Source organism: Pedobacter chinensis (genome assembly GCF_003339865.1).
In the GTDB taxonomy this organism is placed as follows: domain Bacteria; phylum Bacteroidota; class Bacteroidia; order Sphingobacteriales; family Sphingobacteriaceae; genus Pedobacter; species Pedobacter chinensis.
The window spans coordinates 187,679-213,751 of sequence record NZ_QPKV01000008.1; the positions used below are offsets into that span (position 1 = coordinate 187,679).

Annotated in this window: 27 protein-coding genes and 1 tRNA gene; 12 read left to right on the forward strand and 16 right to left on the reverse strand. The window is 41.4% G+C overall.

Features of this window, described 5'->3' with window-relative positions; genetic code table 11:
- Positions 1-29: 29 nt before the first annotated feature.
- From DU508_RS18555 to DU508_RS18565, 3 genes are all read right to left on the reverse strand, one after another.
- Complete coding sequence (locus DU508_RS18555; protein WP_115404263.1) at positions 30-3,371, reverse strand: SusC/RagA family TonB-linked outer membrane protein; 3,342 nt, start codon at positions 3,369-3,371, stop codon at positions 30-32.
- A gap of 276 nt (positions 3,372-3,647) precedes the next feature.
- Positions 3,648-4,766: a FecR family protein gene (locus tag DU508_RS18560; RefSeq protein ID WP_115404264.1), complete on the reverse strand. Its 1,119-nt coding sequence runs from the start codon at positions 4,764-4,766 to the stop codon at positions 3,648-3,650.
- 145 nt (positions 4,767-4,911) lie between these two features.
- On the reverse strand, positions 4,912-5,496 hold the full coding sequence (locus tag DU508_RS18565; RefSeq protein ID WP_115404265.1) for an RNA polymerase sigma factor: 585 nt from the start codon (positions 5,494-5,496) through the stop codon (positions 4,912-4,914).
- A 690-nt stretch (positions 5,497-6,186) separates the two neighbouring features.
- On the opposite strand from DU508_RS18565, the gene DU508_RS18570 reads away from it, so the two are divergent.
- The 8 genes from DU508_RS18570 (at position 6,187) to DU508_RS18600 (ending at position 12,867) form a co-directional block, all read left to right on the forward strand.
- Positions 6,187-6,876, forward strand: a complete 690-nt coding sequence (locus DU508_RS18570) for a hydrolase (RefSeq protein ID WP_115404266.1) — start codon at positions 6,187-6,189, stop codon at positions 6,874-6,876.
- 64 nt (positions 6,877-6,940) lie between these two features.
- Positions 6,941-8,725, forward strand: coding sequence for an amidohydrolase (locus tag DU508_RS18575; protein WP_115404267.1), 1,785 nt, complete (start codon positions 6,941-6,943; stop codon positions 8,723-8,725).
- A gap of 64 nt (positions 8,726-8,789) precedes the next feature.
- Positions 8,790-9,230 carry a DoxX family protein gene (locus DU508_RS18580; protein ID WP_115404268.1) on the forward strand — a complete coding sequence of 147 codons (441 nt, stop codon included), beginning with the start codon at positions 8,790-8,792 and terminating at the stop codon, positions 9,228-9,230.
- On the forward strand, positions 9,227-10,600 hold the full coding sequence (locus DU508_RS18585) for an alginate export family protein (RefSeq protein ID WP_115404269.1): 1,374 nt from the start codon (positions 9,227-9,229) through the stop codon (positions 10,598-10,600). Before DU508_RS18580 ends, DU508_RS18585 begins: the two co-directional genes overlap by 4 nt.
- A 29-nt stretch (positions 10,601-10,629) precedes the next feature.
- The gene (locus tag DU508_RS23915; protein WP_158542209.1) at positions 10,630-10,797 is read left to right on the forward strand and encodes a hypothetical protein; all 168 of its coding nucleotides are present in this window, start codon (positions 10,630-10,632) and stop codon (positions 10,795-10,797) included.
- 140 nt (positions 10,798-10,937) lie between these two features.
- Positions 10,938-11,873 carry a ring-cleaving dioxygenase gene (locus tag DU508_RS18590; protein ID WP_115404270.1) on the forward strand — a complete coding sequence of 312 codons (936 nt, stop codon included), beginning with the start codon at positions 10,938-10,940 and terminating at the stop codon, positions 11,871-11,873.
- A gap of 11 nt (positions 11,874-11,884) precedes the next feature.
- Positions 11,885-12,511: an alpha/beta hydrolase gene (locus DU508_RS18595; protein WP_115404271.1), complete on the forward strand. Its 627-nt coding sequence runs from the start codon at positions 11,885-11,887 to the stop codon at positions 12,509-12,511.
- Positions 12,511-12,867, forward strand: coding sequence for a cupin domain-containing protein (locus tag DU508_RS18600; protein WP_115404298.1), 357 nt, complete (start codon positions 12,511-12,513; stop codon positions 12,865-12,867). Before DU508_RS18595 ends, DU508_RS18600 begins: the two co-directional genes overlap by 1 nt.
- Before the next feature lie 59 nt (positions 12,868-12,926).
- On the opposite strand, the gene DU508_RS18605 is transcribed toward DU508_RS18600, so the two are convergent.
- Positions 12,927-13,505 carry a Crp/Fnr family transcriptional regulator gene (locus DU508_RS18605; protein WP_115404272.1) on the reverse strand — a complete coding sequence of 193 codons (579 nt, stop codon included), beginning with the start codon at positions 13,503-13,505 and terminating at the stop codon, positions 12,927-12,929.
- A gap of 591 nt (positions 13,506-14,096) precedes the next feature.
- On the opposite strand from DU508_RS18605, the gene DU508_RS18615 reads away from it, so the two are divergent.
- Positions 14,097-14,609, forward strand: coding sequence for a tetratricopeptide repeat protein (locus tag DU508_RS18615; RefSeq protein ID WP_115404274.1), 513 nt, complete (start codon positions 14,097-14,099; stop codon positions 14,607-14,609).
- A gap of 49 nt (positions 14,610-14,658) precedes the next feature.
- Here DU508_RS18615 and DU508_RS18620 read toward each other — a convergent pair whose 3' ends face one another.
- A complete protein-coding gene (locus DU508_RS18620) occupies positions 14,659-15,219 on the reverse strand; it encodes an alpha/beta fold hydrolase (RefSeq protein ID WP_115404275.1) in 561 nt (186 codons plus the stop codon).
- 683 nt (positions 15,220-15,902) lie between these two features.
- Entirely contained in the window at positions 15,903-16,289 is a 387-nt protein-coding gene (locus DU508_RS18625) for a DoxX family protein (protein WP_115404276.1), read from the reverse strand.
- A 100-nt stretch (positions 16,290-16,389) separates the two neighbouring features.
- Here DU508_RS18625 and DU508_RS18630 point away from each other — a divergent pair, with 100 nt between their 5' ends.
- A complete protein-coding gene (locus DU508_RS18630; RefSeq protein ID WP_115404299.1) occupies positions 16,390-16,749 on the forward strand; it encodes a winged helix-turn-helix transcriptional regulator in 360 nt (119 codons plus the stop codon).
- 10 nt (positions 16,750-16,759) lie between these two features.
- Here DU508_RS18630 and DU508_RS18635 read toward each other — a convergent pair whose 3' ends face one another.
- The 8 genes from DU508_RS18635 to DU508_RS24360 all read right to left on the reverse strand — a co-directional run bounded on the left by DU508_RS18635 (position 16,760) and on the right by DU508_RS24360 (position 22,759).
- The gene (locus DU508_RS18635; protein WP_115404300.1) at positions 16,760-17,113 is read right to left on the reverse strand and encodes a nuclear transport factor 2 family protein; all 354 of its coding nucleotides are present in this window, start codon (positions 17,111-17,113) and stop codon (positions 16,760-16,762) included.
- 380 nt (positions 17,114-17,493) lie between these two features.
- On the reverse strand, positions 17,494-18,612 hold the full coding sequence (locus tag DU508_RS18640; protein WP_115404277.1) for a TlpA disulfide reductase family protein: 1,119 nt from the start codon (positions 18,610-18,612) through the stop codon (positions 17,494-17,496).
- Positions 18,613-18,808: 196 nt separating this feature from the next.
- The gene (locus DU508_RS18645) at positions 18,809-19,333 is read right to left on the reverse strand and encodes a DinB family protein (RefSeq protein ID WP_199562744.1); all 525 of its coding nucleotides are present in this window, start codon (positions 19,331-19,333) and stop codon (positions 18,809-18,811) included.
- A 114-nt stretch (positions 19,334-19,447) separates the two neighbouring features.
- Positions 19,448-20,641 (reverse strand): winged helix-turn-helix domain-containing protein, encoded by a 1,194-nt coding sequence (locus DU508_RS18650; protein ID WP_115404278.1) that lies wholly within the window; start codon positions 20,639-20,641, stop codon positions 19,448-19,450.
- Between the two features lie 629 nt (positions 20,642-21,270).
- Positions 21,271-21,344: transfer RNA gene (locus tag DU508_RS18655), tRNA-Pro, on the reverse strand.
- Between the two features lie 264 nt (positions 21,345-21,608).
- On the reverse strand, positions 21,609-21,854 hold the full coding sequence (locus DU508_RS18660; RefSeq protein ID WP_199562745.1) for a hypothetical protein: 246 nt from the start codon (positions 21,852-21,854) through the stop codon (positions 21,609-21,611).
- Positions 21,838-22,476, reverse strand: a complete 639-nt coding sequence (locus tag DU508_RS24140) for an aldo/keto reductase (RefSeq protein WP_233509673.1) — start codon at positions 22,474-22,476, stop codon at positions 21,838-21,840. Before DU508_RS24140 ends, DU508_RS18660 begins: the two co-directional genes overlap by 17 nt.
- On the reverse strand, positions 22,433-22,759 hold the full coding sequence (locus DU508_RS24360) for a DNA cytosine methyltransferase (RefSeq protein WP_394341379.1): 327 nt from the start codon (positions 22,757-22,759) through the stop codon (positions 22,433-22,435). The genes DU508_RS24140 and DU508_RS24360 overlap by 44 nt, the downstream gene beginning before the upstream one ends.
- Before the next feature lie 491 nt (positions 22,760-23,250).
- On the opposite strand from DU508_RS24360, the gene DU508_RS18675 reads away from it, so the two are divergent.
- Complete coding sequence (locus DU508_RS18675; protein WP_158542210.1) at positions 23,251-24,240, forward strand: sensor histidine kinase; 990 nt, start codon at positions 23,251-23,253, stop codon at positions 24,238-24,240.
- Positions 24,237-24,968: a LytR/AlgR family response regulator transcription factor gene (locus DU508_RS18680; RefSeq protein ID WP_115404281.1), complete on the forward strand. Its 732-nt coding sequence runs from the start codon at positions 24,237-24,239 to the stop codon at positions 24,966-24,968. The genes DU508_RS18675 and DU508_RS18680 overlap by 4 nt, the downstream gene beginning before the upstream one ends.
- Before the next feature lie 95 nt (positions 24,969-25,063).
- Here the strand turns inward: DU508_RS18680 and DU508_RS18685 are convergent, their stop codons facing one another.
- Both DU508_RS18685 and DU508_RS18690 read right to left on the reverse strand, forming a co-directional pair.
- Complete coding sequence (locus DU508_RS18685) at positions 25,064-25,366, reverse strand: DUF3861 domain-containing protein (RefSeq protein ID WP_115404282.1); 303 nt, start codon at positions 25,364-25,366, stop codon at positions 25,064-25,066.
- Positions 25,367-25,378: 12 nt separating this feature from the next.
- Positions 25,379-26,005, reverse strand: coding sequence for an O-methyltransferase (locus tag DU508_RS18690; protein ID WP_115404283.1), 627 nt, complete (start codon positions 26,003-26,005; stop codon positions 25,379-25,381).
- Positions 26,006-26,073: the final 68 nt, after the last annotated feature.

Below are 26,073 nucleotides of genomic sequence, written 5' to 3' on the forward strand. Positions count from 1 at the left end.
TATATTTTAAATCTGTTAATTAATATCGCTTAGAAAGCGGCTCTGATTGAAAAGGTCAAACTCCTTGTAAATGGATAATTAATTCCCCTTTCTTCTTTTACTGATGACCAACGCACCAGATCATTGGCTGTTACCTGAAACATAAGGCTCGACATCGCTAATCTAGAGGCGATTTTTTTATTCATATCATAGGAAAGGTTAAGCGATTGAAGATTGATCAGATTATCAGGCTGTATAAATCTCGAACTTACATCAGTCTCACCATTGTCTGCTATATTTTTATAAAAAGAGAGGTCGCCAGATTGCTTCCATTTTTCTTCGAACACGCGTCTGTCAACATTATATTTTGGATCAGCATTTTCAACACGTTCTACCAGCGTCAGGTTATATTTGTCGCCCCCGAAAAAAGTCTGGAACTGTACATAAAGGCTAAATCTTTTATAGTTAACCGTTCCGCCAAAGTAGCCGCTCACTTTAGGATTTGGATCGCCAATTACAACATAGTCTCTCTTATCGTAATCATACGTAAGTGTACCATCTTTTTTGAGGTATAGTTCACGTCCGTTTTCCGGATCTATGCCTAATGAGCGCACGCCATAAATGGCATTGAAAGGTTGACCTTCGCTAAACCTAAGTAAAGGAATGCCCCTGTAACCACCATCTCCTGGTTTCACCGACTGCAGTTCATCTGCCTTATCATTGTATTTTTTTAATGCATTTGAAATTCTTACCACTTTGTTTTTGTTGGTAACCAAGTTTGCATTCAGATTCACCGACCAGTCTTTGCTTCTTACTGCATCTACTGTTAGCCCCAGTTCAGCTCCTTTGTTCTCCATATCTCCAAGGTTTTCTTTATAAGATAGAAATCCTGTTGATGGAGGCAGGGTAATATCGGCCAAAATATCTTTGGTAAATTTCTTATATACTCTCGGAGTAATCAATACACGATCTTTAAACAGCCCGATGTCAATACCAATATCCGTCATCCTTGTTTTTTGCCACGAAAGGTTGTCATTGCCGTAACTGTTTACATGGGCGCCAATACCCGATGAATACCAGTTTCCGGTATTATATCTATAAATGGTTCTGGATAAATAAGGATCAAACTCTACCGAACCTGTAAGGCCCGTGGAGGCCTTTATTCTAAGTTGGCTAATCACATTATTATCCTGCAGAAATTTCTCCTGATGTGCATTCCATCCTAACCCGAACGACCAGAAAGGAGCCAGCCTGTTGTTCACTCCGAATTTTGAAGAACCATCAATACGAACGGTTCCATCCATAAGATAGCGATTTTTATACGAGTAGTTCATCGTAACGAAAGAGCCAAGAAGTCTTGCTTTTTCGAGTCTGCTTTGAGGTTTTCCATCTTCTGCATAGCCCTTGGCAAATCCTATGCTGGTAAAACGGTCATTCGCAAATCCAATAGCAGTAAACTCTTTTTGATCGCGCAGCTCTGTACGGGCGTTTACACCTGCTAACGCATTAAAATAATTGTCACCGATCTGCTTTAACCATGTTAATCTAATATTACCATCCCAATAGGTTTCTTTCATTTCCCTGTTCATGTACTCTCCCTTTTCATCTATTTTATCTGTTGCGTACAGGTAATATCTATTTGCCTGAGGAGAGGTAAAAACATCATCTGAGTTTGATCGGGTGGTTACGCTCATCTGAGCCCTTAATCTAAGATTATTTGCCACCTCTAAATCTGCAGAGAGGTTATCAATCACTTCGGTGTATTTAGATTTATTGAAACTGCTTAAACCGGCATCATACAGCGGATTAAAAACATATTCTCTTGATCGATCTTGTTTTTCATATATATCTGAAATCCTCATAACCATACCATTAGCATCTTTCAATGGGTAATAAGGATTCATCCGTACATACATAGAAAAATCACCATAGGGAGATTCGGCAGCGCCCATTTGTGTTACCGATAATTCATTTCTGAATTGAATTTTGTTAACATTATACTGGAAACTCATTCCGCCCGAATATTGATCCCTTTCAGATCCTTTCATTGCTCCTGGCCTGGTTTGATAGCGAAGGTTTACATTGTATCGAAATGCTTGTGAACCACCATCAAGATTTACGGCATGCTTATGTCCTATGGTGTTACGCAGGGGTTGCGATAGCCAATAACTGTTCACTCCACCAATAACATTGGCTTTTTTATGGTAATAGATTTCATCGAGCTGATCTTGAGGTACCTGCTGTTTAGAGGAATTATATAATCCTGCCAGAACTTCATAATCTAGTTTTTCGGCCGCATTTAAAACCTGATAATCAGTTAGATCTGCAGCAGTAAGATTCAATTCGTAGTTGTATTCTACCCGCAATTTCCCCTCTAAGGGCGTTTTAGTAGTAATCACAATTACACCATTGGCTGCGCGTGAACCATAGATTGCTGTTGCAGCCGCATCTTTCAATGAGGTAACCGATGCAATCCTGTTAACATCCAGATCAAATACCTTCTGCACGCTTACTTCATATCCGTCAAGCATGAAAACAGGCATGTTTGCCGTTCCAAGAATTTCGTCTCTTCTCAACACCTGCCCATCACCACTTGGCAACGCTGAGGCCCCTCTAACATTGATAGAAGGAATTCTGTTAGGGTTGGAGCCGGCAAGATTATTATCAATCAGTTTAAATGAAGGATCGAACGTTCCGATACTTTGCAGCAAGTTTTGTGGATTTACTCTTCTCAGCTGATCTCCGGATATCGTAATTGCATTTCCGGTATAGTTATCTTTCTTTATCGTTTGGTATCCGGTTACTACCACATCATTCATTTGCGTCAGCTTTGAAACAAGCTTAATATTCAGTGGTTCATTCCCCGTTACCTTTACCTCTTGAACTTCATAACCTACATAGCTAAAAACCAGCAAAGCTCCTTCATCTACATTGATTTTGAATTCACCTTTTTCATTTGTAATGCCAATACTTGCTCCATTTTTAATAGATATGCTCACTCCTGGCAATGATTCGCCGTTATCCCTGTCAACAACCTTTCCTTTCACTTCTATTTTAGCTGAAACCAGTTCAGCCCCAACAGGAATAACAGGAATACTTTCCTTATTACTGATTACAATTGTTTTGTTAACGATGTTAAAATTAAGGTTCTGCCCTTTTAAAGTGGCATTCAGTGCTTCGTTTAAAGAAGCATTCTTCAGTTCCACCAACACTTCTGGCTTGCCCTGAAGCACCTGTCCTTTGTAAAAAAAGAAGTAACCCGTCTGTTTCTTAATCTCCTTAAATATATTTTTTAGCGAAGTGGTTCTACGAGATATAGTTACGGTTTGAGAAAATGTGGCGGCGGATATATGTAATGCACCGACCAACAGTAATAAAACAGTCAATTTCATGACCAATAAAAATTTAATCCTTACGTTCCGTATTGCGCATACGGGCTTGTAAAGGGTAGTTAATTTCATACCTTTGTTTTTGAATGAGGTTAATAAAATAGCAGCTGGGTTTCGAAAGCAAGCTGCTTGTCCAAATTTCTACCGGAAGCGTTCCCGCGCTTTCGGTTTTTTTAAAGGTAGGATGCTAAATTTCTGGTAGTTTTTTCATCATAAAGTTTAGTTTGTTGGTAAATTGGTTGGTTGATTTGCGGCTGTTTAAAGAAAAGCCATTCTTGTTTAATTTCCGGATACAGTAAGTACCTTGCCTTTTATATCAATATGAACGTGGTTAAGTTCCAATATTTTAAATACTTCTGCCAAATTGCTGCTTCGCGGGATTTCACCCACATATTTTTCAGATGTAATTTTCCCCTCGTAAACCACATCTACATCATACCAGCGCGAAATCTGCCGCATAATGGTTTGTAGATCATCGTTATCAAAAGAGAAAACATTATTCTTCCAGGCCATTTCTTTATCGATATCAATCTGTTGATCGACTATTAATTTAGCCGTGCTGCTATTTAATCTTGACTGTTCACCCGGATGAAGATTAACACTACCTAACGCATTGCTCACTTTTACAGCACCTTCTAACAGCGTGGTTTTAACAGCAGTTTCATTCTTATAAGCATTGATATTGAAATGAGTACCCAAAACTTCGACTGTTTGCTCATCTGTTTTTACCCTGAACGGACGGGTATGATCTTTGGAAACCTCGAAGTAGGCTTCTCCACTCAGCTCTACCGCTCTTTCGTTTTTTGCAAATGCATAAGGATATTTTAATGTAGTAGCTGCATTGAGCCAAACTTTTGTGCCGTCGGGCAAACTAACCTGGTATTGTCCGCCACGGGGTGTGCTAATGGTATTCGAGCCTGTAACCAGGGGATTTAGAATTTCTTTAATGATATATTCGAGCTGTCCATTCTTATCCTTGCGGATTACAATGCCATTCTGTTTGGCAATCTGACCATTTTTGGCATCATCCAAATCGACCACAGTTCCATCGGCCAGGGTCAAGATAGCTTTATGGCCACCTGGAAGAATATCTTTTAATTCTGTTGTAGTGGTTAATGGCAAAGTATTGCGATCTATCATAAAGTAGAACCCCACTGTAAGGCATAAAATAATACTCGCAGCTATTGCAAAGTGTTTGACAGTAACGAATTTTATTGACCTTACACGTGGACTCAATCTGGTCCAAACTTCCGCTTTACTGGATTCGATAGCAGAATGATTGGGAGCATCTTTTCCAGAAGGCATTTGAAGATACCAGTCTTCAACAATAGCACGTTCCTCTGGTGTACAATTGCCTGCAAGAAATTTATCTAGAAGCTTTTTCGCATTTTTCTCCATTAAGAAAGAAGTTTAGTTTGGCTGATTAATGTATATACGGCGAAGGGTACACCATGGGGGTATCGAAAATCATTTTTTTATGATAATTTCGTTCAAAACATCTTTAATCAATGGAAATTTGCTCTAAATATTAAGCAAAAAAAATTTAATGATAAGTTTTTAACAGGAAAGCGACGTAAACAACCAGTCCCAATCTGGTTTTAAGAATCCTTAGTGCTTTTTTAACTTGTGTTTTAACAGTTAACTCAGAAAGACCTAGTTCAAGGGCAATTTCTTTATGAGATTTATTTTCTTTTCGGCTTAAAATAAATACTTCACGCATTTTTGGAGGCAGGGCATCTATTTCCTGTTCAATGAGCAAGCTCATTTGCTTTTCACGGACCAGGTAATCCGTCTGTATATGATCCTGATCGATATAGTTCTGTAAAGATTCCACATATCTGCTTTCTACCTTGTGATGTGCAAACACATCCAGAACCCGGTTACGTACCGCGGTATATAAATAAGCTGATAAGTTGCCATCGGGTGCTACCTGAGAACGTTTTATCCACAATGATTCGAACAATTGATGCAGTAAATCCTTTGCCTCCTCCTCATCGTTTAAGCGTTTACTCGCATGAATGAAAAGCAGCCCATAAAAACGGTTGTAAATTTCGGTAAAAGCCTGCTCATCATCCTGAGTCAAAAGGAATGCCAATTCGCTATCGGAATATGGACGGTAACTACGCATAGAGATAACACAAAGATAATATAAATACAATCGATTTCATTATCCATTCCAGTCTTATAAATCTGGTTTTTGTTTGGGCCCATAACCTCATTGATCAAGTTTGCTTGCAGATTTTCTGAACGTCTAAACAAGGATTATTTCGGAAGCCCAAAAACAAGCATAAAACATATTAGTGAGTGCAGTGTGGACAATATCCAAAAAACACAACTCAAAAAGAAGTTTCATGTTCCACGCTATTCAGCAACACCTATGTGCGCTATGCTTTAACGCCATAAGGCCACATTAAAATTTCTCTAATCCTATTTACATTGTCCTTAACCAGTCTTTATTCAAATCCGCAGGTTTTATCTTCAAAAAGCAACGCACTAATCTTGTTAAGTATTATTCGTACTAAACAAATCAGACCTGAATTTCGATCAATCCGCAGCCTTCATTTTTATGCACCACAGATTGGCTATCAATTCCTCTGGGAAACAGAGTTTTTATTGATGCAGGTGCAAGGTGTGAACGCTCTACGAACTTTAGAGATACTGGTATAAGCAGCGAAAATCAATTATCTGGAACTTAGAATCACCTGTTCTTTCTTTTTATAAGCTACATGATTTTTCTTGTCCTAGTTCAATGCACAACATTTTTTACAACCTCAACTTTGGGATATAATTAAAAGCAATTCACAAATAAATTAAAAAAATGAAAAAGTTAATTTTATCGGCATTAGTTGCCATCGCTTCACTGAACAGCTTCGCTCAAAAAGCCAGTCCATTATTGTTAACACCAACAAACCACGCCCTGGTATTGATTGATTATGAAAGCCAAATGGCATTTCCATTGCAAAGCATTACGGTAGACCAATTGCGCCAAAATACGGCAATTGTTGCCGGAGCATCTAAGATCTTCAAGATTCCAACAGTTGTAACAACGGTTGCTGAAAAATCTTTCAGTGGGCCGGTTTTCCCCGAGTTATCAGAATTTTATCCTAAGGCAACTTCCAATTACATCGATCGTACAACGATGAATACCTGGGAGGATGCCAATGCTTACAAAGCAATAACCGGAAAAGGCAAAAAAACTTTAGTAATGGGCGGCCTATGGACAAGTGTTTGTATTGTAGGACCAGTACTTTCTGCAATCAATGATGGTTATACTGTTTATGTAATCACAGATGCCAGTGGCGATGTTTCCAAAGAAGCGCACGAACAGGCAGTAACCCGTATGGTTCAGGCCGGTGCACATCCGATTACTTCGATACAATATCTACTGGAACTTCAACGCGACTGGGCCAGAGGAGAAACCTATAAAGCCGTTACAGATCTTGTAAAAAAATATGGCGGTGCTTATGGAATTGGCATCCAATATTCTCAAGAAATGTTAAAACACTAAATCTTTTGAAAAGCAGGGAACCAAACCCTGCTTTTTCATTTTCAATAATATTAAAAATAAACAAATGAAATCTCCATTTACGCTAATTTTAATTGTTATTCTGCTCTCAATGCATTTTGTAATGGCTCAGCAAAAGGCCAACTTAATTCTTACAAATGCAAAGGTGATTACTTTGAACGATTCGAAAACCACTGCGCAGGCAGTTGCCATTGCCGGAAACAAAATCATTGCTGTGGGCAGTAACCAAGAGGTTTTAAAGTTCAGGAACAAAAACACCACACTGATTGATGCCAAAGGAAATACGATCATTCCGGGATTATACGATTCTCATCTCCATGTAATAAGAGGAGGAAGATTTTATAATACTGAACTTCGATGGGATGGTGTGAAAACCCTGGCTCGTGCGCTGGAAATGCTAAAGGAACAGGCCGAACGTACTCCGGAAGGACAATGGGTGCGCGTGGTTGGTGGCTGGTCTGAATACCAGTTTGCCGAAAAAAGGCTTCCTACACTTCAGGAAATCAACGCCGCAACAGGTAAAACCCCAGCTTTCGTACTCCACTTATACGGGCAGGCATTTCTTAACAAATCAGGCCTTGAAAAATTGGGGATTGATGAAAATACACCTAATCCCCTTGGCGGACTGATACAGAAAGATAGCGAAGGAAAACCAACGGGGCTATTGGTAGCCGAGCCCAATGCTTTCATTCTTTATTCTACACTGGCAAAACTCCCGGAACTCAGTCAGCAGGAAAAAATCAATTCCACAAAATTATTCATGTCCGAACTTAACTCACTTGGTGTAACAAGTGTAATGGATGCAGGTGGTGGTTTCCAAAATTTTCCGGATGATTATGCCATTACCGATCTGCTTACCAAAACTGGTGAACTGACCGTGAGGCTACCTTATTATCTTTTCGCACAAAAACCTGGAACAGAACTTCAGGATTATCAAAAATGGATCCAGATGGTTGAGATTGATGAACCTGGAAAACATCAGGACGATCATTCGACCGAATATGATGTACAGGGTGGTGGAGAGAACCTGGTTGCTGCCGCAGGAGATTTTGAAAACTTCACCAAACCACGGCCCGAACTGCTGCCAACCATGGAGCCCCAGCTCAAATCGGTTATCGGCTTGCTTGTCAAAAACAGGTGGCCATTCCGCTTACATGCTACCTATAACGAAAGCATAAGCAGGTTTCTTAACGTAATTGAAGAAGTGAACAGAGAGACACCATTAAGTGGTTTGATCTGGTTTTTTGACCATGCCGAAACTGTGTCTGTAGAAAACCTGCAACGGATCAAAAAACTTGGTGGTGGTATTTCCATTCAGGATAGGATGGCATTTCAGGCCGAAACATTCATCTCCAGATATGGCAAAGATGCCGCATTGAATACACCTCCTGTGAAACAGATGATCGACATGGGCATTAAACTTGGCGCTGGTACAGATGGCACACGCGTTTCGAGCTACAATCCATGGGTCGGAATTTATTGGCTTGTTACCGGAAAATCTGTTGGCGGACTGGAATTTGCCTCTAAACAAAACCAACTCGATCGCATTACCGCATTAAAGATCTATACCCAGGGAAGCGCTTCTCTGATTAACCAGGAGAAAGACAGGGGAATGATCAGGCCTGGTTATCTGGCAGACCTTGTCATCTTATCAGCTGATTACCTGACCGTACCAGCCGATCAGCTAAAAGATCTGAAGGCAAAACTTACTATCCTGAACGGCAAACCTGTTTTTGGAACGCAGGAATTCGAATCATACGCGCCAGCATTGCCAAAAGCCATTCCGGCATGGAGTCCGGTTAACTTTTATGGAGGTTATCAGCACAAATAACAACAAAGCCAGATGATTAGTAATGGTTATTATTCTGATCATCTGCGAACTTAAAATTTAACAGATGAAAAAGATCTTAATTAAATCGATGTATTCCGACCTTTGGACCACAGTGAACAACCAGGCAATCCTGATCTTCAGAATTGCCGTATCGCTTGAGCTCATTGTTGTTCATGGTTTAAAAAAGATTGGCATTGGAACAGTGGCTGCTGAAGTTGTTCCAAATCCATTGGACATTCCCGAAACTTTAAACCAACTATTTGCTGTTTCCGCAAACCTGGTTTTTCCACTCTTTATTATCGCTGGATTATTTACCAGAATAGCAACAATTCCTATTCTGGCAGTTACCTTAACAGGTTATTTTGTGGTTCACGGCAATGACAGCCTAATAGTGAGGGATGTTCCATTTATGTTCAGCGTAGCATTTCTTTTTATCGCAGCTGTTGGTCCGGGCCGTTTTTCATTAGATTATTTTTTTTCTAAGTCAAAGTATTCCAGGCCATGAAAAAATTATCCCTGATACTGATTGGACTTGTTATTGCCCTGCCAGTTTTCGCACAACTCAAGCCAGTTTTTAAGCCGCTTAGGTCAGAGGATGATTTTAGCTATCTTAAAAATGACAGCCTGAAAAATTGGTACAGGACCATTAAGTTTATTCCCCTGAATAGCAAAAAGGATTTTTATGCCACAATTGGTGGCGAAATCCGCACCCAATATTTCAATGTGCAGAACGAAAGTTGGGGTGACCAGCAAGTAGATGATGACAACTACCTGCTCAACCGTAGCCTCCTACACTTTGATCTTCATTACCGAAAAAACATTCGCCTGTTTTTACAGCTGCAGAGCAGCCTGGCCTTTAGTAGAATAGATGCAAGCCCGGTTGACAACAACCCTTTGGATCTCCATCAGGCATTTATAGATATGAACCTTATTCGCAATAAAGAAAATAAACTGATGCTAAGCGTTGGCAGGCAAGAAATGCAATACGGTTCGCAGCGTTTGGTATCGTTAAGGGAACGACCAAATAACCGACAAGCTTTTGATGGGATAAAAATCACTTTTGCTAAAAAATCATTAAACAATTCCTCTTTTTTTACTCTGCCAGTGGCCAATAAGCCTAATTCTTTCGACGACAATATCAATAGAAATGTTAAATTCTGGGGAAATTATACTGTTTTACACAACTTAAGATTTCTCAATAACCTTGATCTATACTATCTTGGAATTTGGAAAAAGAACTTTAAATTTGGGAACTTCACACAAAGAGAACTAAGACACAGCACCGGAATCAGGGTTTGGAAAGAAACTGGAAATTGGCAATATGATTTCGAGGCCGTTTATCAGTTCGGAAAGTTTGGAACTAGTGATATCAGCGCTTATACCCTCTCTTCCAACAGCAGCTATACTTTTACGGGATTAAAGGCCAAACCTAAGATCGGATTAAAGGCCGAAGTGATTTCGGGCGACAATGATCCAAAGGATCATAAACTCCAAACATTTAATGCACTTTATCCTAAAGGAGCATATTTTGGTCTTGCTGCACTGATCGGACCATCAAACCTAATGGACTTGCACCCTTATCTTGAGGTTAAGTTAAATCAAAAGATAGTTCTGGCTGTTGATTACGATTTATTCTGGAGATATAGTGAAAATGATGGTATCTATGCAACAAATCTTCACACCTTATATAAAGGACAAACCATGGATGGCAGGTTTATCGGACAACAGCTGGCCGCCGATCTCTCCTATCGGCTCAGTCCATACTTATCAATAACTACAGAAGCCACCTGGTTTATAGCAGGAACATATCTCGAAAATGTGAGCAAAGGCAAAAATATCCTGCTCACAGGTGCAACCATACAATTGAAATTTTAAAAAAGGTTATCTCCAACCGAATTAAGACCATGAAAACAAAAATCAATCTTTTTTCCGCCATTATTATCCTTTTCACAACCCTTGTTTATGAAAGTTGTATTCAGAAAGACAGACAAGAAACAAAAAAAGGCATCGGAAACCGGGCAGCAGAAGACTATCATACAAGTCTTCCTCATTCATCACTGCCAGCGAAATGAATATTCGGGCAGGCCATCACTACATTAGATCTTAGGCTAACAGCGGGTATTTTCCCTAATCAGGCAAGTTCATTTCTTGAACTAGTTCAATGCCGGGGTTGCCTCGGCGTCCTAAATTTGTATCATAAAATAACAAGAACATGAAAAATCAAATATTAGGCATTCATCACATTACTGCGATTGCCGGAAATGCAAAAAGAAACTTCGACTTCTACACCAAAGTGATCGGTCTGCGTTTCATCAAAAAAACTGTCAACTTTGACGATCCCTATACCTATCATTTTTATTTTGGCGACGAAAAGGGTAGCGCGGGTACAATCCTGACTTTTTTCCCATGGGGCGATGAAATCCAACAGGGCAGAAAAGGTGCTGGCATGGCAACAGAGATTGGTTACTCGGTACCAGAAGGAAGCCTGGAAAAATGGATCGAGCGGTTTGAGGCCAATAACGTTACCTATAATAAACCAGCTATAAAATTTGGGGAACGCTACCTTACTTTCCTGGATCCGGATGGGCTGAAACTCGAACTCACTGAAGTGAAGCAAGATGACAGGACACCTTGGGAAACAGATCAGGTAAAAGCGGCTATTGCAACAAGAGGTTTTCATCATATCACTTTAACTTTGAACAATATAACAGCAACAGCAAATATCCTGACTAAGGTTTTTGGTTATGAATTTGTAGCAAAAGAAGGTAATAGAAGCAGATATATCACCAAAGCGGTTGCCAATGCTTCGATTGTCGATCTGGTAGAGATAGAAAGTGAAAAAAGAGGTTTCAATGCAAATGGAACAATACATCATGTGGCTTTCAGAGTAAAAAACGATGAAGTACTAATGGAATTTCGTAAAAAGATTGTAGAACTAGGTCTGGGTATTACCCCACAAATCGACAGAAATTATTTCCATTCATTATACTTTAGGGAACCTGGTGGCGTACTTTTCGAAATCGCAACCGAAAATCCGGGTTTTACTGTTGATGAACCGCTACAGGAACTTGGCAAAAACCTAAAGCTACCCCTACAATACGAAGAACAAAGAGAGGAAATTATTAAGCACCTGGCAATATTAGATTAAGGAGAATTATCATGGAATATCAACCATTAAAATATATTTATCAGCCAGCCCAAATAGCAAATGCAAGCACTTTATTGCTATTGCACGGAACGGGGGGCAACGAAATGGATCTGCTTCCATTGGCAATAAAATTCGGCAGCAACATCAATGTGTTATCGGTTAGGGGGAATGTTTCGGAAAACGGAATGCCACGTTTTTTCAAGCGTTTGGGAATGGGTGTTTTTGATGAGCAGGATCTTCTTTTCAGAACTGCTGAGTTGGTCAGCTTCTTAACGGAAGTTTCCTCCAAAGAAAGGTTTGACTTAAAGAAAATCATTGCACTAGGCTACTCGAACGGGGCAAACATAGCTGGTGCCTTATTAGTCAACTATCCCGATTTCTTAAACGGTGCAATTTTGTTCAGACCAATGCAGCCTTATCAACAACTGCCTGAATATCGGTCTAAAGCTGCAAAACCTGTATTTTTAAGTTCCGGAAGATTTGATCCAACTGTAGACGGAGCTGCCACCGAAGGTTACGTGGCGTCACTCCGTGATCACGGTTACCAAACAGCACATCATATTTTAAACTCGGGCCACAACCTAACCAGTGAAGACATTAATCTGGCGGTAGAATGGTTCGGCAAAAACTTCAGTTAATGGAAACATTTAAGATTACCAGAATATTTACAGATTCTGAGGGAGAAAGTCATTTTCAAGACATCAACATTCCATTGAACGAAAGCGGAGAAATAGGCCTGCTTTCCGAAGCACAAAATGCCGATAGCGTTATTTTCAGAAAAGTGAAGTCATCTTACAACTATGATTTTCACTGCGCACCTGCCAAACAGTACATTATTCTTCTCGATGGGGCCATTGAGATTGAAACTTCCACAGGGGAAAAACGTAGTTTTTTCGCAGGAGAAGTATTATTGGTTGAAGATACCTGGGGAAAGGGACACCGTACCAGAAATCTCAGGCCACAAGTTCGTTCAAGCATATTTATTACCCTATAAATTTCTTCATGTTTATATAGTTAGAGGGGGATTGCAGTAATGCAATTGCCCTTTTTAACTTAATCTTTGATCATCTTTTTCCTGACCTTGCTGAGAAATTCGGCCGACATGCCCAAATACGAGGCGATATAGTGCTGGGCCACCCGTTGTGGAATGGTTGGATAATGTTCCAAAAAGTCAATATACTTTTCTTGTGCCGTTTTGGAGATGCTAAAATGCAGTCTGTTATGCAATACGGAGATGTTGCGTTCAACTAGTTTCCTGTAAAACCGCTCAAACCTCGGAACCCGAGCCAACAGTTCCTCTTTGGCCTGGTGGTTAAGGTATAAAATTTCCGATTCCTCCAGGGTTTCAATAAAGAGATTTCCAGGTTGTTGGTCTGCAAAACTGGCAATATCACTTATCCAGTTATCCTCAACGGCAAACTGGATAATCACTTCGTTACCATTTTCGTCAAGATAATATTTGCGCAGGCAGCCTTTTACCACAAATCCTTCAAAGTTACAGGTCTCTCCCGCCCTGAGCATGAGTTTTCTTTTTGCGATAGATCTGTGTTTCAACAATTGATTGAATATTGACAGTTCATCCTCGTTAAAAGAAACATAACGGGTAACGTTTTTATTGATTTCAGTATACAAAACTTTATATTTATTTTAAAACTTCCATTAATTACATCTATTCAAATGCAAAGACACATTAAGCTTTTCCATCCGGATGCTGGGGGCATTTTATATTCATGGCGGTTTTTGCAGACATCATATCTCTTATGCTGAGCCCCATTTACATACTGCTGGCCCTAACAATTTGCATTCAATCAGCATTCTTTTCATTACGTTACCCATAATTAAACCCCGCTGAGATATGCTAATTTAAGGAATAATCACTTCAAATTAACCAACTAAAAAAATGAAACTGAGCCATAGAATAAAGAACTGCCTGCAATGGGCAAGTAAAGGATAATGATTCGTTAATGCTTTTGCCTCACTCAAGTGTGATTACACATTTATAATGTTTTATTATTTCACAGAATGGACATCTTCAAATCAAGTTATGTGTATTAGATCGTTCAAAACGAATGCTGCCATATCCCCTCAGAACAACGCAGCTGGTTGGTATGAAACGGCAACCCCAATCAGAAAGTCTTATTTAAACAAGGAATGGTTGATTTTCTGCCTGGCCGCGCTGGCCACTCAAAACAATAGCGCCGTCAAATTGTTCCAAAGTGTTAAATGGCCAAAAGAAAGAACATAAAGTCCAAACAGCTTTTTGATGCAGCGCTTGATCTTGAAAAATCCGGAGACCTGGCCAGCGCAACAAAACTGTACCAGAAAGCCGTTTACACCGACCCGTCAAACTCCCACGCCTGGAACAGGCAAATGGTGCTTTACCGCAAATCAAAAACAAAAGAAGATGAGGTAAAACTTATCAGAATGGCCATTATTGAATACAAAAAAGCAATCGAGGCACAGCAACAGGACTGGCTAACCACAAACAGGGCCAAGGTAGACAGCACCCGTGAACTGGCAAAGGTTTTGGGGCTCCTGGAACCAAATGGACTGCCCCGCCGTGGAGATTCCATATTGGAAAAATGGCAAACCAGGCTCTATCTGCTGGAATATCGGCTGAAAAATGCAAGGAAGAAGAAAACGCAGGCCAAAAGACCTACAAGCAAGCGCTCCAAAACAGGCGGGCCAGGGCCATCCAAATCCCCAACAAAAAAATCCGCTTTAAAAGCGAAATAGATTAAAAGTTGATCCGCTTCCTAGTCAAGGCAGTCTAAAAGACCAGAAGTCAAATAAGCTGTTCAAAAAGATTTTTAATATCAGCTGCCACCCTGCCCATGTTGTCCTCAAACTGATGACCACCCTTTTCCAGTTCGATAAAAATTGCATCAGCAACATTCTTCCGATATTTCTCCAGGTGGCCAAAACTGACCACATCATCATCCGTGCAATGATAAAAATTGAACGGAACACCTTTGGGCAGTTTTGCTCCAAATCCCTTTTTCAATTTCAGTCCCTGTAACCAATCTTCATCCCCTGCCCAAAAGGGCGGTGCTAAAAGAAAAACCCCGGCAATTTTGCCTAACAGCTTCCGTTCAGACAGGTATTTCAGCAGCATTGAACCTCCCAGAGAATGCCCTATCAGTATGGCGCCCTTACCAAGCTTTCCAAGTTCTGTACCGATCTTATCCAGCCAGCCAAAATCCGGAGAATCCTCATTTCCAGGCATCTGCGGATAATTAACCTTAAAACCTTCGCCCAATTCGTTTGCCAGCGAATCCCTCATCGCCAGATCTGCATGATAGCCGTCCTCATCCCCTCCATGAATAAAAAGCACTTGTTGTTGCATAACCAAAACGTTTTATACCAGAGCAACAAACCAAGGGTTCATTTGGTTCGGAAACAACTGATCCACTAAAAATCCCGGCCGCCATCTTCAGTCCGGGGTAAGTTCAACATCAGGATATGTTACCCTTTCAGGGTTTTGTAACTGTTTATTGATGCACTTTCCAGCATAATTCCAACACATCGTGGTTATTTGAAGTCCGAAGGATTTGAATTCACGTTAAGTTAAGCACAATTGTGTCAGTCTGATCGTAGTCGAAGGCCTTGTTATCGTCGAAAACTAAAAAGAATTGTCCTTCGGCTATACTACCATCGATATGTTTTTATAACTCTTTGTTAATCATAATTTTAACTTAAATTTAAAGAGAATACCCCCGCAGATTTAAAAAGATTACGCGAATTTTATTTTTTCTGCGCAAATCAGCGGCATCTGCGGGAAATACCTGAAGAATTTCAATGTTATTGATTTTCATGACCACAAAGTAGCTGCGAAGCAAAATGAAATTATCACTCAAACTGACGGCGATTGCCTTAACTTAATGACATTGAGATCCCTCTTGAACCTGCAATCGTTTCTTTCATTACCTGAAAGCACCAAAGGGTTTAGCAGCACAAACAATCAACTTTTCTTAAGAAATGCCACGAGAAAAGTTAATATGACCAAACCGTATCCGGTCCGGCACCCTCTTATTTCCCCTCGGAAAGTGTTGCGAACTTTGACAACTTTTCTCTCGATACATAGGAAACCACCAGAATGGCCAGCATCACGATTGGAGCAATCAGGTTGCTAATGGGGTCTCCTGCAAAATAATGCGCAAAGAACGCAGAAAAGAAATTGACGAAAAAACAGGCATACGCCCATTCCTTAACCCGGGCGGGAACAGATGGAATCCCAAGGGCCAGTGCCCCCAGAAGTTTTGCGATCCCCAGCTCGACACGGAACCAGTCGGGAAATCCAATATGTGCATAACCGGCCACCATGACCGGGTTGAACAGATAATTGAAAAAGGATAGTGTCATACCAGCCACTACAAGGCCGGTTGAAATCCAATAGATGATCTTCGTTGCTTTCATAAAAAATAATTAAGCCCCAAAACTATCAAAGGATTAGTTTACTTTTGTAACTGGTTTACCACAAGAAAGTAGTTTCCTTCAGGAAACCAACCCAATGAAAATGACAAAAGAAGAGCAACAACTCAGCCCTGTTACCTGTAGCGCCCATCACCGCGCCATCAGCGACACTATGGACATCCTGTCCGGAAAATGGAAGATCCGAATCATCGGTGAACTGATCTTTGGAAAAAAACGCTTCGGCGAACTCCTTTCAAGCATTGAGGGCATCGCCGCCAAAATGCTCTCCAAGGAACTTCAGGACCTGGAAACCAATCAACTCGTCAAACGCACCGTTCGGCAGACCAAGCCCATTACCGTAGAATACGAGCTTACCGCTTATGGACGAACCGTAAAGCCCGTTATCACCGCCATGGCAAACTGGGGCCAACAGCACCGGGAGCTCATCAGAAAAAAACAGTAAAAGGAAATCACTACTTCTGTTTCGCTACCACAAAAGCCCGTAATCCCGCAAGCTTATCGCCAGCAAAACGCCAGACATCGCAGTAGTCATAATGCAGCACAGTGCCGTTTTTGTCCTTTATCGAAATCTCTCCGACCGCGGTCAGCAGGTCGCCTTCAGCAATCAGATCGATCACATTGAATTTCGGGGGCTCATGATAGTTTTCTGCCATGTATTCCCTGACCGATTGTTTTCCTTCCAATACCTTATCACCGATAAATTCCCAAACGGTGTCTTCGGTGCAGAATTCCAGAAAACCTTCATGGTCACCAGTGCTGATGGCTTCATTTGCCTTGATCAATAGTTCTTTTCGTTGAGCTGACATACCTAAAAAATTAAGTCCTTTAATTAACGGTTGAAGCGGCCAATAAGTTTTCTTCGAACAAACCTGAAAATACAAAACCAACATCTCGCTTATTAAGCCGCTACAAGATTAAGGATGTAACAAATGATCGCAAGCCACTTACAGATATGATTTGTTTTACTGGGTGGATGATATTAGATTTGAATAGCATAAGCTTGTAAAACAAATTACCATTATCACATTGGAAGCGCGATCAACGGTTTAACAAAAAAATGTTGCCCCAGGTATGTACCTGTTCGCAACTTTTGGAGATCAAAAGAAAATGATCTCAAAAACTGAGCTTGAACATGGGACAACTGTTTTGAGATTTTTGTGCTAAAAAAGCCATAAAAACATTGTGGTTATTTGAGCAGATTGGCTAGTTTTTCATGTAATGCTTCTCTTTTCAAGTCTTTTTCTATGACGATCCCATCAGGAGAGATCAATAGGTTCGCCGGGATCGTAGTAATGCCGTAAAGCTTGTAAGGCAGATTTTCATTCCCTTTGAGATCGGACAGCTGTGGCCAGGTCAACCCATCCTCTTTAATCGCTTTCAACCATTTGTCCTTGTCCTTTGCCTCATCGATTGATACGCTGAGCACCACAAGACCACGGTTCTTGTATTTGTTATAGGCCGACAAAACGTTGGGGTTTTCCAAACGGCAGGGACCGCACCATGAAGCCCAGAAATCCAGAAGAACAAATTTCCCCCTGAAATCAGAGAGTTTTACCACTTTTCCATTCATGTCCGGTTGGGCAAAATCCCTTGCGGGCATGCCCACACTTACTTTCTTTCCCAACTGAATTTTTTGGCTTATGCTCTTTCCCAAATCTGAAGATTTGAGTTCGGACGAAAGTCCATTAAAACTGCTTTCCACATCTTTGAGCCAGCGGCTGTCCCTGATGAGGTCCCTCAAAGTTACCAGGCTCACATAGGAATAAGGATGCTGATTGATAAACGCGAATTGTACCGGAACCATCGAGTCCAGATGAGAATGATATTCCCGTTTCAACCGGACAACCAGGGCCGTGTCTTTTTTCTCTTCTTCGCTAAGCTCGGAAGGGTCCCGCAGGGTAAGCATTTTTTCAAAATAGGGCTGAAGTGTTCTTTTGAGCACAGCGTAATCCCTGTTGAGGGGCGTGCCGCTGTTCATGGAATGGCGGAGCGTGTCAGGAGAGTTCAATATGATATTGCCTTTCTCCAGATATACCGTCGCCGCATCGTACACGATATTAGCATATTTTGGATTCTGGTTGCGGTAAAGACTTGCCTTGACAGGAGCAGACACAGTGCCTGAAAATTGGAATCTTTTATCATGAACAGTTACCGAGTCATCAGTAAAGCCCTTGGATGATGGGTAGGAAAGAAAGATCTTATCTCCCTCGCGGAACCCATTACCGTGCCCTGTCAAAGTGAACCTGTCTTGCGCAAAGCCGTAAAAACCCATTAACACCAGCGATAAAAACAACTTCGTTCTCATGCCCTAATTTATTTATTCTTTATTGAATTTCCAAGCAAGCGATCAGGCAGCCATTTCTGTAGTTCATAGAAGAGGAATCGTGATGATAAACTGTCCATTGTTTTTGTTTCTCTTGCGCTTAATCCTAAATCAATATGTTTGGCAAATTCTAACGAACGAGAAAGGAGCCAATCAGTGGCAAGAACACTAGAATTTCTTAGAACAGTTTCTCCTGTGGAGGGGTAACTTCTGCCAGCCTTAAATAGACCGTGGTCTGCCCCCTGTGGTGTGCCTGGTGCTCCAGCACTTTCCATAGCGCGATTTCCTTGTTCATTTCGAACCGGCCGAAAAGCTTTACTTTTTCTGCAAGCTGCACCGGGCTCATCCTGCCTGCGTTTTCGATCACAAAGTCATAGCTGGTCATTACAATCTTTACCACATTCGCCTTAGTTTTATCACTGGATTTCTCAAGTTCCCCGGGAGCCGATGGGCTTTTCACGCCCATTGCAAGTGAAGCCAGTCCATAGTTGGCATCAGCAAGGTGCAGCATCTGCTCGGCAAAAGACCGCATCTCCTTTGTCGGTCTTAGCACGTAGCTGGCCTCGGGCATCGCGTCCAAATATTCTTTGGTATAGGCCTTTGAGCGTTCCCATTCCTTTACAATGTCGGCCTGGCTTACCTGTGCTTGAGCAAACTGGCTTGTCATGATCAATAGTGCGAATGTTAAACTTTTAAGTTTCATATGTTTCGGGGCTAAATGAATATCCGGTTTTTTGATTCGATCAAACCTACCCATCTCTCCTTATATTTCCGCGGTGGTAAACGGACAATCTCAAGGGGCGTTCGGGACAGGCACCTATCTTCCGAAACCTTTTTTGATCGTGTCAAGACGGCCCTGATCATTGGATCTGCCGAATTCAATATCGTGGCACTGGTTAAATTCTACGAATGCCTTTAACGCATCGATAAACTTTCCGAGGACCTCACCACTAAGCTCAACCTGCTCAAAATGGAGATTGTGCACGATCAGCACTTTCTTTTTTCGATCGGCCTTAGCATCCATCCTGGCGATAAAGATTTCTCCTGCCAGTACAGGAAGCGAGAAATAACCATAAAGCCGCTTGGGTGCTGGTACGAAGCATTCGATCTGGTAATCAAATCCAAAGAAATCCCTGAGCCTATGGCGGAAAACATTCAATATATCAAAGGGAGAAAGGATGAAAACACCACCTGTTATTTCAACTTCAATATTTTGTTCAGGCAACATATACAGCGAGCCTCTTACCCCTTCTACACTGACGCGTTTTACCTCCCCCTCCTTTACCATTTTCTCAAGTTCAGATTTTACCAGATTGCCCTTTACCCTCCTTGCTCTCCATGCCATTTCCTTTACCGAACAAATCCCCAGTGCCCCTAAAATCCTTAAGACAATGAACCTTGCAAACTCTTCGGCTGTCGGCATGGTCAGATCAGTTTCCTGCGGCACCAGGTTAAGTGGCACATCATAGCGCTTATGGAACTTGCTGTCGCGGCTGATCATCAGTCTTCCCTCAAGGTATAGCCTTTCCAGCGCTACCTTTGCAGGGCGCCAGTCCCACCAGCCTGAACTGGCTTCTACCCTGTCGTTTTCAAAATCCCCGACCATTACCGGTCCGTCACGTTCCACTTGATCCATTATTTGTTGCATGAGATTTGTCAGTGATTTCTCCAGCGGCTTACCCTGGGAGGCAAAGGCTTCCTTCACAGGAAGAGAAAACCGAAAATCCTTCATCGGCAGATATCCAGCATCTGAAGTGAAATACTCGAACACCCGCCCATCCCCGCAAAGCGCTGATAGCCAGCCGGGCTCATAATCTGGGATCCTTGCAAATAACACATGGTGGTGCGCCCGTTCCACGACGTAATTGGTATCAAGCTGCACAAAGCCAAGATGATCGATCAGTTTATAAACTGCCTCGATTCCCAAACCGAACTGGGCGGATTTAGCGAGGCCTGCCGCATTCAGTATAATCTTTCGCGCTTGAGATTTGGAAAGTGAAATAGGTTCCATTACACTAAAATAGGCAAATGTTTTAAACTACCTGAATTTCCCGGGTTGGATAATCCTCTGTAATGGTTGCTGGTCCATGTCAAGGCTTTTCCCTTACCGCAAAGAAATCACGTCTTTATATTCATTCATTGAAATTTAAGTTATGCGCCCTTCGTCACTGTTTTTAGGTTTCTTGTTTTGGTTGTTAGAATTTCGGAATTGATCACTTTCACCTTCGGGGTGTCGATTATAAAAAATCAACGGGTAATTGACGATCAGTAATTCCAATATGATTTTTTAATTGTGTGAAGGGTTCTTTTGATGGGATCACAACAAGAAGTAATCGATTATTGTAGTGAGGAGATATATTTTCAAATTTGGATCATCAGCCAAAAACTGTATCAACCTTGCAAAATACGCCGTGTTGGATGAGAATGGTCCGACAGGAAAATTTTTCGGTGAAGAAGGCGAGCTTCCCTGGTAACCGATAAAAAAACATTCGGATATATGGGTTAGGCCATATATCCGAATGCACCAGAGCATAAAACAGGAATTTTACCGGTCCATTTCACTGTAAAAAATATCAGATTCTGATCCAGATAACGATTCACGGTCTGATTTGAAAAATAAAGAACATGGTCTTCTTTTAGTCGGGATGAGAAGATTCGAACTTCCGACCTCCAGCACCCCATGCTGGCGCGATACCTGGCTACGCTACATCCCGATAAAGACCGAAGGTAATACAGCTTTGCTTAAAAAACAATTCCCATCGCATACATTTTTTTAACATTGCAAATCATTAACCCGAAATTGCTTAACACCTTACCCTTTTAACTCTGTTAATACCACATAATCAGGAGGAGTTCATCATGCCATATGGTCCAATTATCAGTTGTTATTAACCCCCATATATAATGTTCGGTTCCCTTTCCCATCGTGAATAGGTTATAAAAGGAGAATCACGATTCCCCGGTAAGCTTCGCATAAATTATTGAAGTTTCTGAGCTTCATAGTGCTCGAGGGAGTGACCGAGACTGAAAAGGAAGAGGAGTAACGCTCCTTCTACCCATGCGCCAAGTATCGCCGCCCCAACAGCTGCGATCAGCATCAAGAAATCAATCTCAAAACCGCCCTTCAATATTATTTCTATGGCTTCTTTAGCAGTGAAGAAACCACCAAAAAAGTATGCAATCATGTAAAACAAAAGACTAACCAAGTCAGGTATTCCGTTCATAAAAGTAAGCCCAAAGCCTGCGCCGAGCGCAACTCCACAGATGCCCGAAAAGATCTTTTTCGACTTGCAACTTCTTTAATTGGATTTTTTTTGTTGTTTTTTCAACCATACCTAAGAAAGTAGTGATAGCTCTGATCAATTTAATAAGTTCTGACTTTATTGGGACTGACTGCTTTATCTTAATTATCCAATCCGCCAATTTCAAATTCATGTTTTGGATCTTTTCACCATTCCCGGAATCATGCACTTTTTTCACGAAAGAAAAGGGTGTGAAATAGTTCTGATTAAGTGAATTTTTAATCTCACAGATCTTCAAAGACTCGCAGATACCATTTAATTGCGATGAGGTAACATCCTTTTGCTTTGCCAGTTCTTCCATTGCCTTTACCAGTTCGATATTCTTATAAAAATGCGTCTCCTGGAAACGGGGAATAGCCCGGCGGAAATCTTTTTCGGGCAGATCATCTATACTATGGATCTGGCCCGATAAGAATCCGTGACCCAGCGGCGAATAGGCAACGAAACCTATGCCAAGTTCAGTAAGCGTGTTCAGTACGCCGCATTCCTCCACCGTGCGCTCAAATAAAGAATATTTGCTTTGCGCTGCCGTGACAATTAACAATTCCGAGAACGTTCTCTGCCACAACCCATGTCAGCCTGATCTCGCGAACTGCCCTAAGTATATCGGGCCAGAGGCGGCGGTCATCGTTCTCTGCCGAGCCGTTTCCCCGCCACGCTGTTATGGTTGTCGGGAATCCCCCAGCAAAGATATCGATCTTTTCCCTGTGTGGCCTAAAATCTGTTTTTTTGATGTCCTCACAACTCTTTGCTTTGGGGTAGTAATATGCTAATACCCGTTGGCAGAACGGATTTAACTCGCATTGGAAAACATTTTTCCATCTCATCCATTCTGCCGTCAGATCAAAACCGTCTATACCACTGAACAGGCTGCCATGCCTTAATGACCTTTTCCCACTTTCCACGTCCACTTCCTCCGATCACTTCTTCGAGGTCAAAATTGACTATATGGAAATTACCCTTTTGGTACTTTCGTATTAGCTAATAGAAAAAATTTGCGAGGGCTTTTACAAACAGGCATAAAATATAGGGGCATGTATCACGGATAGGTTAAACTTTTTTAATAGTCATTATGTGGATTTTCTCTTTTTGCGGTAGAACAACTTAAGCTTTCTTCGTCGGTAATCTTCACGTCAATAGCTCGCGAAATAAAAAATAATAAACCGCAACCAGATCGTCGATGTTTTTTGCCAGAACGACGATTATTGGCTTTTAATGCCAAGCGGACTGATTATCTTTGCAAATGTTTTTGAATTCCAGGGATAAACTGGCCAGAATCCTCATCCATCTATTGGTATGGTCGTTGATAACTTTTATTTTGTTTATCTATCCGCCGATGCTACATAGACAAATCAAACCTCCTGCAGATTTTCTCATCAAGCAGATTGTTCATATTTTATTGATGTTCACCGCTTATTACACAAATGCTTATTATCTCATACCTAAGTTCTTGTTCAAAAGCAAGTTTGGCCAGTACGGCCTGAGCATCACCATGTTCGTTCTGCTTTCCAGCTTTTCATTAAAGCTGGTCGATAGTTGGCTTGGCATTGCAGAACAGATGGAAAATGCTTTTGGCAAGAAGATGTGGTCCAATCCCTTTATCGATTTTTTCGGTCTGTTGACCACCTTGTTCGTGTTGGGCATAAGCACAAGCATTGCCATAATCGATAAGTGGGGCCAGGAAAAACGCAACCGGGAAGATTATGAGAGCCAAAGAACGAAAAGCGAGCTCTCCTTTCTAAAAGCACAGATTCATCCGCATTTCTTCTTCAATACCCTTAATAGTATTTATGCACTGACTTACACTGATGTGGAAGCATCGAGAAAGGTCTTATATAAGCTTTCCCGCATGATGCGCTACCTATTGTATGAAACCCAGCAGAACAAGGTCACCCTAGAGAAAGAACTGTCCTTCATCATAGATTATGTCAACATCATGAAGCTCCGGGTAAACAGCAATACCATTGTTATTTTTCCCACTCCCGAAAAAAACGATGATCTTTACATTGCACCAATGCTGCTGCTACCTTTTGTGGAAAATGCGTTCAAGCACGGGATTGATGATATTGAACCGGTGACCATCACGATCATTATCACGGTAAGCACGGAAAGCCTGACACTGACAACCAGAAATAAGATCATAGACAGGACAGGTGTCAGCAAAGATGATTACGCAGAAGCGGGGATTGGAATGGCCAATACCAAAAGAAGGTTGGAGCTGCTTTATCCGCACAAGCATGTGCTCGGCACGAAAGTCGATCCATTAGAGAACGAGTACCACCTGAATCTCCAAATTAATTTGACATGATACTGAATTGCGCAACCGTTGATGATGAGCCGCTTGCTTTAGGGCTATTGAATGCTTTTGTAGAGGTGACCCCATTTTTGAACCTTGTTCACACTCATTCAAGTGCTCAGGAGGCTCTTACATTCTTTGCAACAGAACAGCTCCATTTGATTTTCCTTGATATTCAGATGCCAAAGCTAAACGGGATTGAAATTGCAAAAATGCTCCACCAGCTTCCGGAAGAAAACAGACCAAAGATTGTGTTTACAACCGCCTACAATCAATTTGCTTTTGAAAGTTATCAGGTGGAAGCGCTGGACTATTTGCTAAAGCCTTTTGAATATGATGATTTTTTGAGATCGGCCCGGAAAGCACTTACTTATTATCAGCAGTTGAATGCCATTCAGACACCAAGTCGTCCCCTTCAGGATGAGTGCCTGTTTGTCAGAGTAGACTATCAGTTGCTCAAGATCTCCTGGGATGACATCAGGTATATCGAAGGGCTGAAGGATTATGTGAAGATTTATCTCAACAATTCTGAAAAGCCTGTTCTTACGTTGGCAACGCTAAAATCTTTGGATGAGAAATTGCCATCAGATCGCTTCATGCGTGTTCAGCGATCATTTATCGTGGCGTTTGACAAGATCAGTGCCATTACAAAGAACAGCGTATGGATCGGGGAAATTGAAATTACCATTGGAGAACAATACAAAGACACTTTACAACAACTGATGAACAAGTGGCTTTAAACTGATCTTCAGATGGCTATGACTCACGCATGTAAATCTACAAAATCATTTTACACCAGCTGCACCACGAACACACAATTTAGCGGTGATGATGCTCATCTAAAGCTACCCCCTTTCAACTTTTTCATGAAAGCACCAAATGCTGGTGCCAGTTCATCAAACAATGGATTGTTCCTGTTTTTGAGCATCACTTCACTAAACAATTTGAGCCCGAGTGCAAATTCTTTGACCTGGTCAGTGTTGCCAAAAAGATTTCTGGTTTGCTGCCGTTCTATAATGGCAAAAATGTCATCATGATTTTCAAATAAGATTTCCATCGGAGGAACATCCATGTTTTCGCCTTTGATGTTTTTCAGGTATTCGAGCGTAAGCTTATATTGATGTGCTTTCTTTTCCATGATGCTTAAATGTTAAATAAAAGTGGCCGCCAATAAACGACCGTCGAACAAAAAACTTGTGATGTATTCATCCGGAGCGCTGGTGAGCAACTGATTGAACTCCCGAACTTCCTCTTTGTCCGCATTATCTGCCAGTATAATAGCTCCTCTTTTCAACTTAGGTTTCAGCATGTTGAAAACCGGCAGGTAGAGTTCCTTTGCACCGTCCAAAAACAACAAGTCAACTGGTCCTTCAATACTGCTTAAGGTTGAGATGGCATCACCGGGTAAAATGGTCACGAAGTTGTCAAGGCCGGCTTCCCGCAGGTTATGCCTTGCCCCTTCAACTTTGTTTTGTTCAAGATCGGACGTGATCACATGACCACCATTGTTTCTGGCTGCAGCAGCAAGATAAATGGTAGAGATACCAAAGGAACAACCGAACTCAACGATATTCTTCGCGCCAGAAACGTTTGCAATAAAATACAGAAATTCACCCTCTGGTTTACCCACCGCCAGATAAGCGGTTTCCCATCTGTGCCCATAAACCTTCCCCACCGCCGCAGCTTTTTTCCGCTCTTCAAGGCGAAGCAGGTTATCTGCTTCTGCCTTTTCATGCAGGGTTCTTAATGTGTCTGAAATCAATCTGTCGTTCATCATTTGAATATTTATATAGTTAAAACCTAGAGTTGTTGGAGATCGTTTCAAACTGAGACCACCCAAGGCAA

Coding starts and splice junctions, on each gene's coding strand:
- DU508_RS18555 (WP_115404263.1), bottom strand. CDS start 3,371: ATGAAATTGACTGTTTTATTACTGTTGGTCGGTGCATTACATATATCC.
- DU508_RS18560 (WP_115404264.1), bottom strand. CDS start 4,766: ATGGAGAAAAATGCGAAAAAGCTTCTAGATAAATTTCTTGCAGGCAAT.
- DU508_RS18565 (WP_115404265.1), bottom strand. CDS start 5,496: ATGCGTAGTTACCGTCCATATTCCGATAGCGAATTGGCATTCCTTTTG.
- DU508_RS18570 (WP_115404266.1), top strand. CDS start 6,187: ATGAAAAAGTTAATTTTATCGGCATTAGTTGCCATCGCTTCACTGAAC.
- DU508_RS18575 (WP_115404267.1), top strand. CDS start 6,941: ATGAAATCTCCATTTACGCTAATTTTAATTGTTATTCTGCTCTCAATG.
- DU508_RS18580 (WP_115404268.1), top strand. CDS start 8,790: ATGAAAAAGATCTTAATTAAATCGATGTATTCCGACCTTTGGACCACA.
- DU508_RS18585 (WP_115404269.1), top strand. CDS start 9,227: ATGAAAAAATTATCCCTGATACTGATTGGACTTGTTATTGCCCTGCCA.
- DU508_RS23915 (WP_158542209.1), top strand. CDS start 10,630: ATGAAAACAAAAATCAATCTTTTTTCCGCCATTATTATCCTTTTCACA.
- DU508_RS18590 (WP_115404270.1), top strand. CDS start 10,938: ATGAAAAATCAAATATTAGGCATTCATCACATTACTGCGATTGCCGGA.
- DU508_RS18595 (WP_115404271.1), top strand. CDS start 11,885: ATGGAATATCAACCATTAAAATATATTTATCAGCCAGCCCAAATAGCA.
- DU508_RS18600 (WP_115404298.1), top strand. CDS start 12,511: ATGGAAACATTTAAGATTACCAGAATATTTACAGATTCTGAGGGAGAA.
- DU508_RS18615 (WP_115404274.1), top strand. CDS start 14,097: ATGGCCAAAAGAAAGAACATAAAGTCCAAACAGCTTTTTGATGCAGCG.
- DU508_RS18620 (WP_115404275.1), bottom strand. CDS start 15,219: ATGCAACAACAAGTGCTTTTTATTCATGGAGGGGATGAGGACGGCTAT.
- DU508_RS18625 (WP_115404276.1), bottom strand. CDS start 16,289: ATGAAAGCAACGAAGATCATCTATTGGATTTCAACCGGCCTTGTAGTG.
- DU508_RS18630 (WP_115404299.1), top strand. CDS start 16,390: ATGACAAAAGAAGAGCAACAACTCAGCCCTGTTACCTGTAGCGCCCAT.
- DU508_RS18635 (WP_115404300.1), bottom strand. CDS start 17,113: ATGTCAGCTCAACGAAAAGAACTATTGATCAAGGCAAATGAAGCCATC.
- DU508_RS18640 (WP_115404277.1), bottom strand. CDS start 18,612: ATGAGAACGAAGTTGTTTTTATCGCTGGTGTTAATGGGTTTTTACGGC.
- DU508_RS18645 (WP_199562744.1), bottom strand. CDS start 19,333: ATGAAACTTAAAAGTTTAACATTCGCACTATTGATCATGACAAGCCAG.
- DU508_RS18650 (WP_115404278.1), bottom strand. CDS start 20,641: ATGGAACCTATTTCACTTTCCAAATCTCAAGCGCGAAAGATTATACTG.
- DU508_RS18660 (WP_199562745.1), bottom strand. CDS start 21,854: ATGAACGGAATACCTGACTTGGTTAGTCTTTTGTTTTACATGATTGCA.
- DU508_RS24360 (WP_394341379.1), bottom strand. CDS start 22,759: ATGAGATGGAAAAATGTTTTCCAATGCGAGTTAAATCCGTTCTGCCAA.
- DU508_RS18680 (WP_115404281.1), top strand. CDS start 24,237: ATGATACTGAATTGCGCAACCGTTGATGATGAGCCGCTTGCTTTAGGG.
- DU508_RS18685 (WP_115404282.1), bottom strand. CDS start 25,366: ATGGAAAAGAAAGCACATCAATATAAGCTTACGCTCGAATACCTGAAA.
- DU508_RS18690 (WP_115404283.1), bottom strand. CDS start 26,005: ATGATGAACGACAGATTGATTTCAGACACATTAAGAACCCTGCATGAA.